At 47.0% G+C, this 13,757-nt stretch carries 10 protein-coding genes and 2 pseudogenes; 2 read left to right on the top strand and 10 right to left on the bottom strand.

Translation table 11 applies throughout. From position 1 onward, the window contains the following. Positions 1-48 precede the first annotated feature (48 nt). Positions 49-941 (top strand): annotated as a pseudogene (locus AC3CIC_RS03605) (YjjW family glycine radical enzyme activase). On the opposite strand, the gene AC3CIC_RS03600 reads toward AC3CIC_RS03605, so the two are convergent. The 7 genes from AC3CIC_RS03600 to AC3CIC_RS03570 form a co-directional block, all read right to left on the bottom strand. Further along, on the bottom strand, positions 938-1,861 hold the full coding sequence (locus AC3CIC_RS03600; RefSeq protein WP_017004692.1) for a LysR family transcriptional regulator: 924 nt from the start codon (positions 1,859-1,861) through the stop codon (positions 938-940). The pseudogene AC3CIC_RS03605 and the gene AC3CIC_RS03600 overlap by 4 nt on opposite strands. A gap of 147 nt (positions 1,862-2,008) precedes the next feature. Then, the gene (locus AC3CIC_RS03595) at positions 2,009-3,292 is read right to left on the bottom strand and encodes a glutamate-5-semialdehyde dehydrogenase (RefSeq protein ID WP_488515373.1); all 1,284 of its coding nucleotides are present in this window, start codon (positions 3,290-3,292) and stop codon (positions 2,009-2,011) included. Positions 3,293-3,347: 55 nt separating this feature from the next. After that, complete coding sequence (gene proB, locus AC3CIC_RS03590; protein WP_488515372.1) at positions 3,348-4,505, bottom strand: glutamate 5-kinase; 1,158 nt, start codon at positions 4,503-4,505, stop codon at positions 3,348-3,350. Positions 4,506-4,610: 105 nt separating this feature from the next. After that, positions 4,611-5,015, bottom strand: a complete 405-nt coding sequence (gene crl / locus AC3CIC_RS03585) for a sigma factor-binding protein Crl (RefSeq protein WP_016959687.1) — start codon at positions 5,013-5,015, stop codon at positions 4,611-4,613. Between the two features lie 225 nt (positions 5,016-5,240). After that, positions 5,241-6,494: an esterase FrsA gene (gene frsA / locus AC3CIC_RS03580; protein WP_016959688.1), complete on the bottom strand. Its 1,254-nt coding sequence runs from the start codon at positions 6,492-6,494 to the stop codon at positions 5,241-5,243. A 156-nt stretch (positions 6,495-6,650) separates the two neighbouring features. Further along, complete coding sequence (gpt, locus tag AC3CIC_RS03575) at positions 6,651-7,109, bottom strand: xanthine phosphoribosyltransferase (RefSeq protein WP_016959689.1); 459 nt, start codon at positions 7,107-7,109, stop codon at positions 6,651-6,653. A 66-nt stretch (positions 7,110-7,175) separates the two neighbouring features. After that, positions 7,176-8,462, bottom strand: a complete 1,287-nt coding sequence (locus AC3CIC_RS03570) for an NCS2 family permease (protein WP_016959690.1) — start codon at positions 8,460-8,462, stop codon at positions 7,176-7,178. A 1,264-nt stretch (positions 8,463-9,726) separates the two neighbouring features. Here AC3CIC_RS03570 and AC3CIC_RS03565 point away from each other — a divergent pair. Further along, a pseudogene (locus AC3CIC_RS03565) lies at positions 9,727-11,186 on the top strand (aminoacyl-histidine dipeptidase). 81 nt (positions 11,187-11,267) lie between these two features. On the opposite strand, the gene dinB reads toward AC3CIC_RS03565, so the two are convergent. The 3 genes from dinB to AC3CIC_RS03550 form a co-directional block, all read right to left on the bottom strand. Further along, positions 11,268-12,326 carry a DNA polymerase IV gene (gene dinB / locus AC3CIC_RS03560; protein WP_488515371.1) on the bottom strand — a complete coding sequence of 353 codons (1,059 nt, stop codon included), beginning with the start codon at positions 12,324-12,326 and terminating at the stop codon, positions 11,268-11,270. A gap of 159 nt (positions 12,327-12,485) precedes the next feature. Next, a complete protein-coding gene (gene nqrM, locus AC3CIC_RS03555; RefSeq protein ID WP_016959695.1) occupies positions 12,486-12,707 on the bottom strand; it encodes a (Na+)-NQR maturation NqrM in 222 nt (73 codons plus the stop codon). Between the two features lie 10 nt (positions 12,708-12,717). After that, positions 12,718-13,734: an FAD:protein FMN transferase gene (locus AC3CIC_RS03550; protein WP_017004687.1), complete on the bottom strand. Its 1,017-nt coding sequence runs from the start codon at positions 13,732-13,734 to the stop codon at positions 12,718-12,720. Positions 13,735-13,757 lie beyond the last annotated feature (23 nt).

Genomic DNA, 13,757 nt, shown 5'->3' with positions numbered 1-13,757 from the left:
TTGCCGATCACAGCGTCCGTTAATAACGAACACAACGAGAGCAAGAGAATGTCAGTGAAGCCAACGCAAAACCAAGCACTGGTCAGTCGTATTCTGACATTCTCTTGTGTTGATGGACGGGCAACCGCTTGGTGGTATTTTTGCAAGGATGTAACTTCGATTGCATCACTTGCCATAACCCTCACACCATCAATCACTGCACCCATTGTGGTGATTGCGTGAAAAGCTGTCCAAGCGATGCCCTGTCCATCCATACCCAAAAGAACGACCAACAGCGTGTTATCTGGCATGCTGATAAATGCACACACTGCGACCGTTGCATTGATGTGTGCCCAGACAAATCCAACCCGAAGATTGTTCGCTACGGCGTGGACGAGATGCTTGCGCTGATCCGCAAACATCATTTCTTCCTCAATGGCATCACCATTTCTGGCGGTGAAGCAACACTGCAACTTCCCTTTATACTGTCATTGTTCAAAGCCATAAAATCTGACCCTGAGCTTGCACACTTAACCTGCTTCATCGACAGCAATGGTTCATTGTCCCGCACGGGATGGGAGCGCGTTTCGCCCTACCTTGATGGTGCCATGATCGATCTCAAAGCCTGGCAATCAGACACGCATTTGTGGCTCGTCGGTCGAGATAAGCATCGCGTCATCGACACCATTGATTACTTGGCTACGCAGAACAAGCTGCACGAAGTGCGTTTGCTGCACATCCCAGGGAAAAGCGATTTGGATACCGAAGTCGATGCGGTGGGAGATTACTTAAAGACCCTGCCTGAAGGTGTGAAGATCCGCCTTAACGCGTTTCAACATCACGGTGTGATCGGTGAAGCGTTAACGTGGGAGAAATGCAGTGAAAGCGAGATGAATCGCTTCCACGAATTGTTGTTTTCGAAGATCAATCGGCCCATGCAATTGCCGACGGTTTATACCTAAATCTCTGCCGTGTCACCAACCAGTTGATCGTGCAACCAGCGACACGCTGGATTGTTCAAACTCACCGTGTTCCAAACCAAGCTATAGGCCACTTGGCCATAATCAAATGGCAGCGCTTTGGCCACCAGCCCCTTGCCTTGCAAAGCCGTTTCTGCCCAGCGTTTCGAGCAAGTAAACAAATACGGCGAGTGCTGACACATTAAAGCCGCTGAACCAAAGTCTGCGACCATCGCAGCAATGTTTCTCGCGCCATGTCGTTGCGTAAGTGTCTGTTCAAAGTAAGGCTCAGCCAAATCCTTATCAATGACGCGAATGTGGCGATAACTTAAATACTTTTCAATAGTCAGCGCTTCATTGGAAAGTGGGTGTGCCGGGTTCATCAAGCAGACCATTTCATCACTTAAAATCGTTTTCCAAATAAGACTCTTGCTGTGTGTCGGCGGCTGACTGATATCATGCGGAAGCAGCAGAAAATCGATTTTTCCATTCAAAAGCGCTTCGAAGCTAAATTGCTCTTTGGTGGAAATAACCAACTGCGCATGGTCACTCAATCGCTGAGATATTTGCCCCAACTGAGGTGCAAAAAGCTCAAACGTACTCTCTCTCATCGACAATGAAAGCATGCCCGTAAAGGTTTCAGGCAAGAATTCTCCTTGCTGAAAAATACCATTCATGTTCGACAGAACATTGTGGATTGCGGGGCCAATACTTAACGCATATTGTGTCGGTGCGAGTTGGTTTCCTCTGCGGAAAAAGAGCTCATCGTTCAGCTGCGCTCTTAGTTGTCCCAACGCTTTGCTGACGCTCGATGGCGTCACACATAATATATTGGCCGTTGACGTCACACTATGCGTCATCAATAGCACATGCATAACGGTGAGGTTTTTAACGCTAATACGAGAAAGTGTGGCGTAATCCATCGAAGACCATCTTCATTCAAACAATCACGGCATAGCGTAGCCTTAAACCCGTCTAATACCAATTGGTATTAGACTGAGATATACGCAAACGCCAGACACAACAAAGGCGCTGATTCAGCGCCTTTTCATCGAAAATCTGCTTACCGATTATGGGCGAGACAGATAATCCGCTTTACCTACCCACTTGTAGGTTGTCAGCTCCTCTAAGCCCATAGGGCCGCGAGCATGAAGCTTTTGTGTAGATACAGCAACTTCTGCACCCAAACCGAACTGGGCGCCATCAGTGAAGCGTGTAGAGGCATTCACATACACTGCCGCAGACCCTGCGCCATTGATAAACGCTTCTGCCGCCATCAAATCGTTGGTGAGGATCGCATCAGAGTGGCTCGCATTGTGGTCACGCATATGTTTGAGCGCTGCGTATACATCCGAGACCAATGCAACGCCAAGGGTAAAGCTCAACCATTCGGTATCAAAATCACCCTCTCCCGCTTCTTGCAGGTCTGCAACACCACCCAACAATGGCAATGCCGCCGCTTCAGCAACAATCTTAAGCTTATTGTCATTGAACAATGGCGTCAGTTTTTGCAGAAGTGTTTCTGCAATTTCTTGATTCACTAGCAAGGTATCTAGGGCATTACAGGCAGACGGACGTTGCGCTTTAGCATTGATAATCAAATCCAATGCACGGTCCAAGTCAGCGGTTTTGTCTACGTACATATGGCTGATGCCGAAGCCACCAATGATGACCGGAATGGTGCTGTTTTCTTTACACATTTTGTGCAAGCCCGCACCGCCGCGAGGAATGATCATGTCGACATAGTCATCAAGACGCAGCAATTCACCAACCAATTCGCGATCTGGCTTCTCGATATACTGCACAGAGGCCGCGGGTAGGTCTGCTTTTTCCAGCGCGGTTTGGATAACTTTCACCAACTCAACGTTTGAATGGAAGGTTTCTCGACCGCCACGAAGGATGCTTGCGTTACCCGTTTTCAGGCACAAAGAGGCAATATCAATCGTTACGTTAGGTCGAGCTTCATAAATCACGCCAATCACGCCGATAGGCTCGCGACGACGGCTCAACGTCATGCCGTTCTCAAGCACTTTGCAGTCCATTTCGCTACCGACCGGATCAGAAAGCGAAATCACGTTACGAACGTCGGCGGCAATACCAGCCAAACGCTCGTCGTTCAGCAGAAGACGATCTAGCATTGCATCAGGCAAGCCGGCTTCACGACCAGCATCGATATCTTTTGCGTTCGCAGCAAGGATGCTAGCTGCATTCGCTTCTAATTCATCAGCAATCACTGCCAACGCTTTATTCTTCTGCGCTGTTGGTGCCGTTGCCAATACATATGCAGCGTCTTTGGCTGCGCGTCCCATCTTCTGTAGACCGTTGGTTTGTAGACTGGTTGTTTGCAGACTCATGTCAGCCTCTATTGCTTGTCCATAGCGTTAGCAGCAGTACCACTAACCAAATTAATTAATCAATGACGACGAGATCGTCGCAATGTATTGCAACGGCGCCGTGTGCATAGCCCAGAATATCTTGAATATCCTGACTGTGTCGACCTGCGATGGCACTTAAATCTGTACTTGAGTAGCGGCAGATACCGCGCGCTAATAGCTTACCGTTTTGGTCACAAATACGCGCCACTGCGCCACGATCAAAACGGCCTTCCACGCCGACAATACCTTTAGACAATAGGCTGCTATGGCGTTCTACCACGGCTTTCGCTGCGCCTTGATCGATAATGATGTCGCCTGCAGGCGGAGGGCCAGCCAATATCCAACGTTTGCGGCTTTCAAGCGGTGATGCCAACGGTAAAAAGCGTGTGCCTGCAGGTTTTCCTTCAACCAAATGTTGAATCACCTCTGGGCGGCTACCTGCTGCAATAGTCACTTCAATACCCGCTCGACGTGCTACATCAGCGGCCTGTAGCTTGGTCGCCATGCCACCCGTACCCAAACCACTGACACTGCCGCCAGCTAACTTGTGTAAGGTCTCATCGATCGTATGCACTTCGCGGATCAGTTCAGCGTCTGGGTTGTTACGCGGATCTGCAGTAAACAAGCCAGGCTGATCGGTTAGAAGCAGTAATTTGTCAGCTTCAGCAAGAATCGCCACAAGCGCCGACAAATTATCGTTATCGCCCACTTTTATCTCAGCCGTCGCAACCGCATCATTTTCATTCACAACGGGAACGATATGATTATCTAGCAGTGCTTGAAGCATATCGCGGGCATTGAGATAGCGCTCGCGATCATCCAAATCTGCGCGTGTTAGCAGCATCTGGCCAATGTTAATGCCATAAATAGCGAACAGGCTTTCCCATTCTTGAATTAAACGGCTTTGCCCTACCGCTGCCAGCATTTGCTTGTTGGCGATAGTATTGGGGAGATCGGGATGATTGAGGTGTTGTCGACCCGCCGCAATAGCGCCGGAAGTGACAACAATAACCTGATGACCTAGGCGAATAAGCTTGGCACATTGACGCACCAATTCGACGAGGTGAGCGCGATCGATTTTGGTTGAGCCACCAGTAAGCACACTGGTTCCCAATTTTACAACGATGGTCTGGCGATCTTGTGTATCGCCAGATTCAGAAATCAAAGATGAAACGTTTTCTTGGCCTGACATGACATTGACAACATAAAAGCGAATATGCCTTTCTTTTATCAATCCCAGACCAAGATAACAAGTGATTAAAGCAACTGTCTCGCGATAATCGACAAATTAAGGCCTTTAAGCGGCAGTGCCCAATTTCGGTTTCTTCAAAGATGGTAGCGCGGTGATTTCTAGCGCCAACTCCCCTTCAACAAAGCCCGCAATTTTTTTATAGAAAGTATCGAGAGATTCCGTCACTTCCTGCACACATTTCTTCGGTAATTTTTCTTCCAGCCATTCGCCTTCGGTATTAAATTTCCCAAAGGTGTAGGAATATTCGAAGCCGCCTTCTTTTGGCGTTAACTTCATCCACCAACCCCAAAACTCACGACTTTCGGGCGTTTTTTTGGCATTAACACAAGCAGAAAGGCAATCAAAAAAGTAGCTTTCCCCCGTCGATTTCTTTTGACGCAAATAAGGACCAAGCTGAGCAAACCTTGTCAGCAGGCGTCCATGAGATAAGGTTTTAGTTTCTTCGGTCATAGCAAGCTCCCTTAAGGCGAATATCCATCTCTTTATTATCAATCGCATGTTTACTAGCGTAAGAAGTTGGCTGTACCGCCATTCCGTACTTTTAATCACCCCCAAAAGGAGGAAACGCTTAAACAGCAAACAATCACTGTATAACATGCAACCGGATAAAATTCGTCCTTTGGCAGAGAGCTTTGATTAATCTGTCTTTATCCCAAGGCAGTAAAAAGATCTAGATCACAATGTTCTTGTGAACCATTCAATGGCTTCAAGCATAATTCTGTGATATCCGTCATGAATAGGTTTGCTCGGCAAGGTTTTTGCCCTTCCTCCATAACTGTATAGCGCAGCCAGTTGATTATCAGAATCTGGGCACACTGGATCGCCATCCAGACCAAGCGCCAAGATCGGTACTTTGGTTTTTCTGCCGTTGAGCAGTCCCTGATGACGAAGTGATAATGCTTGAAGTTGTGTCAGCAGCGACGCAGACGCACTACTTTTCCCCATACGAGAAGCAATCGTATCTAAGTGCATTGGGGGGATAGTCTTGAGACGCTTAGCATCTGTCAGCATGGCATGAAGAATACCGCCAACAGAAACGCAAGACTTAATTAGATTTTGCTCTACAAACGCCATTCTCACTGCGGCATTCGCACCAAACCTAATACCTAAACAACCAACTCGATGTTGATCAACCCAAGGCACTGAGACCAACTCATGGAGCATCGCTTGATGCAAACGACTACTATCTTCAGTGAGCTTCCACGCGCTGCTTCTACCAACCGAAGGCATATCAAGAGTTAACATCGCGATGTTTGCAGGCGCGAAATAGGTTTGGAATAAATGCCAGAGATCGGTCTGCAAACTATCTAAGCTACCACTCACAATAACAGTCGGAAGCGGCTCATCGGTATGAGGAATATAAAGAAACCCTTCTAGCGACTTACCGTCAACTTTGGTCACCACTTTTTCAATTCTGAACGTCGACTTTTCCATCGCGGAATGAAACGCTTTGTTAGCAAGGATTTCGGTTTGCTGTGAAAGAGGGTCACCTTTTAGGTGAGGATAGCCTGCAATGCTGAAACAGGTGCTCGCACGTAACCAATCTGTAAACGCACCCTCTTTATCGCCTTGTTCTTCTTTCAACAGCGCCGTTTTCTGGTGGCTGATACCCGTCTGTGTCCATTCATAAGGCCAGTTTCCCGAACGGTAACCCACTACGGTATCAAGCAGCTTATCATTGCTTCGGTCGTTGTCTGAGGCAGCAATGCGCGCAAGCGTTTCTTCCATCTCAATCGGATCAACACCTTGCCATGTCCATTGCGGACGACGCAGCACGCGATACCAACTGTTGTCACTGTCACCGTCTAATACGCTATCAATGTCGTTTGACGCTTGATTGACACTCCCTACGATGGTGGAGGTTTCTTTTGCATGTTTGGTGGGTTTGAAAAGCTTAACGGATAGGTTTTCTGACTCTGTTTCTCTCACGGAATATCTCCAGAGCATTCATTTCAACTGGCTCCAGTGTAAACCATGGTAAACAGAAAACCATGATCTTACCGAGGGGTAATAATACCGAACAACATTTACTTAACTCTGAGCATAAAAAAAGCCCCTTTCGGGGCTTTTCAGTAAATCGTTATTTTAGCGCTTAGCAACAGGCTCGACAAACGTCACGGCCATATCCCAAGGCTGCTCAATCCAGCAATCTTGAGCAATGTCGACAACGTAGTCATCCACTAAGTGTTTGCCCGCCGGTTTCGCACATACCGTCACGAACTTGGCTTTCGGGTACATGTTACGAATGACTTCAGCAGTACCGCCAGTGTCGACCAGATCGTCAACCACGATAAAGCCTTCGCCATCGCCGTCAGCTTTCTTTAAAACTTGCATATCACGCTGATGATCATGGTCGTAGCTCGCGATACAAACCGTATCTACATGACGAATACCCAGCTCACGCGCCAAAATCGCAGCAGGAACCAAACCACCACGGCTCACCGCGATAATACCTTTCCACTGCTCAGCAGGTAGAAGCTTTTCAGCCAATTGGCGGGTATACATTTGCATGTTGTCCCAGGTGATAACAAACTTGTTGCTCATTTCAGAAAACCTCGGAGGCGATGGTCGCCTTTTAACTCACTAAAAAATATTGCGGCATATTGTGTCTTACATAACGAATTTCAGCAAGAACAGGGCAGCCAGAACCCAAATACTGATAGGTACATCACGTCCCTTACCACTAAATGCTTTGATTGCGCAGTAAGAGATAAAGCCTAAACCGATACCGTGTGCAATTGAGTAGGTCAACGGCATCAGTAAGCAAACAACCACAACGGGTGCCGCTTCTGTTAGGTCACGCCAGTTAACGCTAACCAAACCAGACATCATCAAAATAGCCACGTAGAACAAAGCACCTGCTGTTGCGTAAGCTGGCACCATACCTGCCAATGGCGAGAAGAACAGTGCAAGCAGGAACAAGATACCGACCACAACAGCGGTCAACCCCGTGCGACCACCAGCAGCAACGCCTGACACACTTTCAATGTAAGACGTCGTATTTGACGTACCCAGCATTGCACCCACAGTGGTTGCAGTACTGTCCGCCAACAGCGCACGGTTCAAGCGTGGTAGTTTACCATCTTTGTCCATCAGGTCCGCTTTTTGTGCCACACCCACTAAGGTGCCAGCTGTATCAAACAGGTCGACGAAAAGGAATGCAAACACAACAGAAATCATGCCGACTTCAAATGCACCGGACAAGTCCATCTGCATGAAGGTTGGAGCAAGACTTGGCGGCGCAGACATTATGCCACCGTACTGAACGTTACCTGTCGCAACAGCAATACCTGTCACAACAAGAATAGCAATCATCACTGCGCCTTTAACGCCGCGATTCACCAAGCCAATGGTCAGGAAGAACCCGAGTGCTGCCATTGCAGGTGCAAATGAGGACAGATCTCCCATGGACACCAAGGTTGCTGGGTGTGCCACAACGATGCCGGAGTTTTGCAGCGCAATCAGCGCCAAAAACATACCGATACCGGCAGAGATACCGGTTCGTAGAGAAAGAGGTATGGAGTGAATAATCAACTCTCGAACCTTAAACAGGCTCAAAGCGATAAAACACAAACCAGACAAGAAGACCGCACCCAATGCTACCTGCCACGAATATCCCATTTGGAATACGACCGTGTAAGTAAAGAAGGCGTTCAAACCCATACCTGGTGCTTGGGCAACAGGATAGTTCGCAACCAAACCCATCACGAAACAGCCAATTGCCGCAGCCAAACAGGTCGCAACAAATACCGCTCCACGGTCCATGCCTGTTTCAGACAAGATCGCTGGGTTCACAAAAATGATGTAGGCCATTGTCAGGAAAGTTGTCAATCCCGCAATGATTTCGGTTCGAATATCTGTACCTTGCTCTTTTAACTTAAATAGACGCTCAAGCATGGCTTTCGGTTCCTTGGAAAGTGTGTGTATGCCAGTCAATAAGACACGAACGTTTTACGAAAACGTTTGCGTCGAAATTTGACGCGAATCTTACCCGCCACTTCGTGAAATTTCCAGTGTGAATTGCATCACTTAGACTCCGATCGGTGGCGAAACAAGCGACTTAGCATCATCCTGATGATTTAGTCAGTTTAAGGCATACATATTAGAGGGGAATTTAGATTAAGAAATGAACAAACCGTAAATCTGAGACGAGCATACCCCCATTTACCTCAAGGTGCCTGTTCAATCAGAGACAAAGCCAATATTTCAGAATTTAAGACAAAAAAAACGCCACTAAAAAGTGGCGCCAGATAAAAGTCTGATTTCCAAAATGGAAACGAAATATCTGTTAGAGCGGGGTAATTCTTCTATCAGCAAGCCATTAGTTACTTGCTTTTGTATCCGAACGTCGCCGGATAACGAAAATTGTTGGTGTATACGGAACTACGATTCCAGTATTGACACGCAGAGTTGCCTTTCATCATTTGTACCTCAAAAAATTCGAATCGAATAAATGCAGCTTTAGTAAAGCTCGGTTCCGTGGAGACGAATAATTTCGGGTTTATCCATAAACAAATGCTAGCGCATGGCTGTGTCTTTGGGCTCACTGCCCATCCAGAAGACGGTGAGATAATAGCCTTTACGTTATTTAATTACAATACAAAAGAGATCCAAATCACATTAATCACCAAGCTCGAACCTATTATGTAATTAAACTACACAACAAAAGCGTCTCGAAAATAATAATACTATACATACCAAAAACTTAGGCTCACATGCTTGCAGTGTAACCAGTTAGTTGAAAAAGTATCCATCCCGAAACAACAAAACAATAGAAATAGGGATTGTTATTGATGCTTGTTGACGTAATTCGAAATATCAATATAAGTAACCGCGTATTCTTTCTGGTTGCAATCACACTAAGTGCAATGCTACTGCCGATCTACCTCTTTGCCACTCAGAATTACAACAATCTGATGGTCTTTAAAAAGGGAAAGAGACGGTAGAACAAAGTCGCGATTTGACTGAGCAAAGCTTGGCGCTTTCGGCAGTTGGCGTTCAGCTTAAAAGCGCTATCGGGCAGTTTAAAATGCAGGCATTTCATACGATATGTAGCGATATGCTTTTAACAATGCATACTTTTCCGCTGCAAATTCTGTTAGCTTATTGGCATGCAGTACTGCATGCCTTTTTTCATTCTGTGTTTTTCTGGAGATCGCCCGTGTCAGAGATCAGCCAATTGTCGCCGCAACCTGTGTGGCAGTTTTTCGACAAAATTTGTTCCATTCCTCACCCGTCAAAGCATGAAGACCAGCTCGCACAATACATTGTGGACTGGGCAACCCATGAAGGTTTGTCGGTGTGTCGAGATGATGTGGGTAACGTCATCATCAAGAAACCAGCAACACCAGGAATGGAAAACCGAAAAGGCGTGGTGCTTCAAGCTCACATAGACATGGTGCCTCAGAAAAACGAAAACACAGATCATGACTTCGTCACCGACCCGATTCGTCCGCACATTGACGGCGATTGGGTAACGGCAGACGGCACAACGCTTGGCGCAGATAACGGTATGGGCATGGCAACCTGTCTTGCTGTACTTGCCGCCAATGATATTGCTCATGTCCTCTCGAAGTGCTACTCACTATCGACGAAGAAGCTGGCATGACTGGCGCATTTGGCCTCAAAGAAGGCTGGTTAGACGGTGACATTTTGCTAAACACTGACTCGGAGCAGGAAGGCGAAATTTACATGGGCTGTGCAGGCGGTGTCGATACTTCCATTGCGTTCACCCTAGAGCGAGAAGCACTAGGAGAAGGCTATGTGGGTAAAGCACTGCAAATCAAAGGTCTCAAAGGCGGACACTCTGGTGTTGATATTCACACTGGTCGCGCCAACGCCAACAAACTTCTTGGACGCTTTCTTGCCGGCCACGCTGACGATTTAGGCTTACGCCTTATCTCTATTCGCGGTGGTACATTGCGTAATGCAATCCCACGCGAAGCCTTTGCCCATGTCGCTATACCTGCTGAGAATGCCGAAAAATTAGCGTCACTCTTTATGCATTTTGAAACAGTGCTAAAAGAAGAATTGGCGGCCATTGAAACCTCTATTGCATTATCAGTATTAGATAACGAGATCAGCGAGCAAGCACTGACATCTAACGTACAAGGTCGCATCATTGCCAGTATTAATGCCTGTCCTAACGGCGTGATCCGTATGAGTGATGATATTGACGGCGTCGTAGAGACATCGTTAAATCTCGGTGTGATCACCACAGAAGAAAATACCATGACACTGCTATGCCTTATCCGCTCACTGGGGGATAGTGGTCGCAGTTATGTTGAAAGCATGCTGCGATCATTGGGTGAACTAGCCGGCGCTGAGGTGACATTCTCAGGTGCTTACCCAGGCTGGAAACCAGATCCAGAATCAGAAATTATGCACATCTTCCGCAAAACCTATGAAGACATCTATGGCCGCGTACCGGACATCATGGTGATCCACGCAGGTTTGGAATGTGGTTTGTTCAAAGAGCCATACCCAAACATGGACATGATCTCTTTCGGCCCAACGATCAAATTTCCGCATTCTCCCGATGAGAAAGTCAACATCGCCACTGTTGGTCTGTTCTGGGAACAAATGATTGCTATGCTTAGTGCCATTCCGGAAAAAGCATAATTGCATTAGATGCGAGCAGATTAACCACGACAATGATTAGTGTGAGCTAACGAAATGTTGAGAGCGCCACTTGGCGCTCTTTTACCATTCAAAACTCAACTGTGCGGCCTTGTCTTTGTCTTCCGATTTAAGTCCGACGCTTAACCCTATCAAACGCACACCTCTTCCTTGTTGGCGAGCTAGCGCTTCTTTTAAGAGATCAGGAAACACATTCGTATCGAAGCACCACTGACGATGTTCGACCGAGGTTAACTGAAAATCGGAAAATTTAAGTTTGACCCCTTGGCGCGCAATGTCCATATCAGGACACACTCGCTTTAAACGCGTTTCCATCTCATCATAAAGTGACTCCATAACGGCCAAGCACTCCGCTTCGGTGCGAATGTCTTCTGGCAAAGTCCGCTCCACCCCCACCGACTTGCGAACACGGTCGGTTTCAACGTCTCTTTCATCAATGCCCTGACATCGATTCCATAACGCATGACCGAATTTACCAAATCGCTGAAGTAATAGATTTTGATCAAACTGCTGAACGTCTTCACCTTTAAATAAGCCAAGTTCATGCAGTTTCACCAAGGTCACTTTACCCACGCCTGGAATTTTCTCCAACGGCAAGTTCTTCACAAATGCATCGATTTCATCCGGCGTGATCACATAGATACCGTCAGGCTTGTTTAAATCAGATGCCACTTTGGCGATGAACTTAACGGGTGCCACCCCGGCTGACGCTGTTAATCCGAGCTCGCGTTTAATCGCTTGTCGAATGTCTTCAGCGATAAGCGTTGCTGAGCCTCTAAATAGTGAGCTGTCACTCACATCAAGATAAGCTTCATCAAGGGATAGGGGCTCTACTTTGTCGGTATACCGAGCAAAAATGGCTCGAATTTGAAGAGATACGGCTTTGTACTTGTTCATGTCACCACGAACTACCGTGAGGTTGGGGCAAAGTTTCTTAGCATGTGCCGTCGCCATCGCTGAGCGAACACCATATTTTCGTGCAAGGTAATTACAGGTCGATATCACACCTCTGCGCGTTTCTGAGCCGCCAATGGCAAGAGGAATATCCCGCAACTCAGGGCTATCACGCATCTCTACAGCGGCATAGAAACAATCCATATCGATGTGCACAATTTTTTTCATGGATAGAGAGCCTGACAATCAGATACTGTATGTATACACAGCAACCGATGTGGTTGTCAATATTCGAAGCAAAGGTGTTAGGGGCTTTGGAGGCAGGGAACTAACGATAAAAAAGGCCAGTCTGTGACTGGCCCTCATGAGTCAGATGATTCAAATAGATCAAATGATTTGATTCTTCTTCCACTCAGCTGCTTTGGCAGCACGCGCTTCGCGCTTTTGCCTTGCATCACAAGGTTCTGGACAGTCACATTCTTTTTCAATGCCGACAGAACCCAGACCACCACAGCTTCCACTGATGGTTTTGCGTTGAATAATGTAGCCGATCGCCATGCCAGCAATCACTAGCAAGAAAACCGAAAACGTTATCAGATACTCAGACATCTCATTACCCTTAACGTGTTAGATATTGTTTAAATGCGTCCGATGCGATTTCTTTAAATCCATTATCGGTCTTTACAATGAAAAATGCTGGAATATTTTCACTGTTAGCAAGCGCTAGTGCATTTTCTGGCCCCATCACCATAAAGGCAGTCGAGAAGCCATCAGCCGTCATACATGATTTATCCAGCACAGTCACCGACACCAAACGATGATTGATCGGCTTGGCTGTTTTTGGATCAATGGTGTGAGAGTAACGTATGCCATCTTCTTCAAAATAATTGCGATAATCCCCTGACGTCGCAACGGCCATATCACCCGGCGCAATTATTTCTTGGACAGTTTGCTGTTCAGTGCTTGGTTTTTCAATCGCGATACGCCAAGGCACACCTTCGGCATTCACGCCATGAAGTTGAAGTTCACCACCAATCTCAACCAAGTAGTTTTTAATCCCTAACTCCGCCAAATAGTTAGCAACCACATCAACACCAAACCCCTTCGCAATCGACGATAAATCGACATAAAGATCAGGGTTGGTTTTCGTCAGAAAATGACCATCAACCTCGATAAATTCGATGCCGGTCATTGCTCTGCGTTCAGCCACTTGAACATCACTAGGTGCGCGATCAGGTCGTCCCTCAGGACCAAAGCCCCAGAGATTCACTAATGGCCCAACAGTAACATCCAGCGCACCCTCAGACAGCTTATTGAGACGAATGGCTTCAGCGACAACCAATGCGGTATCTGCCGACACAGAAAATGGCTCACTGCCTTTTTGCTGATTAAAGCGACTCAACTCGGAGTCCTTGCGGTACGTCGACATTTGGTCGTTCACCCGCTCCAAGCGAATATCGATCTCGGTCTGAATAACATCATGACTTGGCACGTCACCATCCGACATGTATTTCACCGAATAGTAGGTCCCCATAGTAGAACCTGTTAGATGAACTTGTTTTGGTGCTTGTTCACATCCTGTAAGCACAAGCAGGCTGCTTACAATAAGACCGAGAGACAACAGGAATTTTTTCATTACTTCATCCAGTTGGTTGAAAT

The organism is Enterovibrio sp. QJM3NY_24 (assembly GCF_057786035.1).
The sequence above is the reverse complement of the archived record's forward strand: the minus strand, read 5'-3'. Positions and strand labels throughout refer to the sequence as shown.

Excerpts from the sequence above, each read along its gene's own strand:
- AC3CIC_RS03570 (WP_016959690.1), bottom strand. The coding sequence starts at position 8,462 with ATGCTTGAGCGTCTATTTAAGTTAAAAGAGCAAGGTACAGATATTCGA.
- AC3CIC_RS03600 (WP_017004692.1), bottom strand. The coding sequence starts at position 1,861 with ATGGATTACGCCACACTTTCTCGTATTAGCGTTAAAAACCTCACCGTT.
- proB (WP_488515372.1), bottom strand. The coding sequence starts at position 4,505 with ATGTCAGGCCAAGAAAACGTTTCATCTTTGATTTCTGAATCTGGCGAT.
- crl (WP_016959687.1), bottom strand. The coding sequence starts at position 5,015 with ATGACCGAAGAAACTAAAACCTTATCTCATGGACGCCTGCTGACAAGG.
- dinB (WP_488515371.1), bottom strand. The coding sequence starts at position 12,326 with ATGAAAAAAATTGTGCACATCGATATGGATTGTTTCTATGCCGCTGTA.
- AC3CIC_RS03595 (WP_488515373.1), bottom strand. The coding sequence starts at position 3,292 with ATGAGTCTGCAAACAACCAGTCTACAAACCAACGGTCTACAGAAGATG.
- gpt (WP_016959689.1), bottom strand. The coding sequence starts at position 7,109 with ATGAGCAACAAGTTTGTTATCACCTGGGACAACATGCAAATGTATACC.
- AC3CIC_RS03550 (WP_017004687.1), bottom strand. The coding sequence starts at position 13,734 with ATGAAAAAATTCCTGTTGTCTCTCGGTCTTATTGTAAGCAGCCTGCTT.
- nqrM (WP_016959695.1), bottom strand. The coding sequence starts at position 12,707 with ATGTCTGAGTATCTGATAACGTTTTCGGTTTTCTTGCTAGTGATTGCT.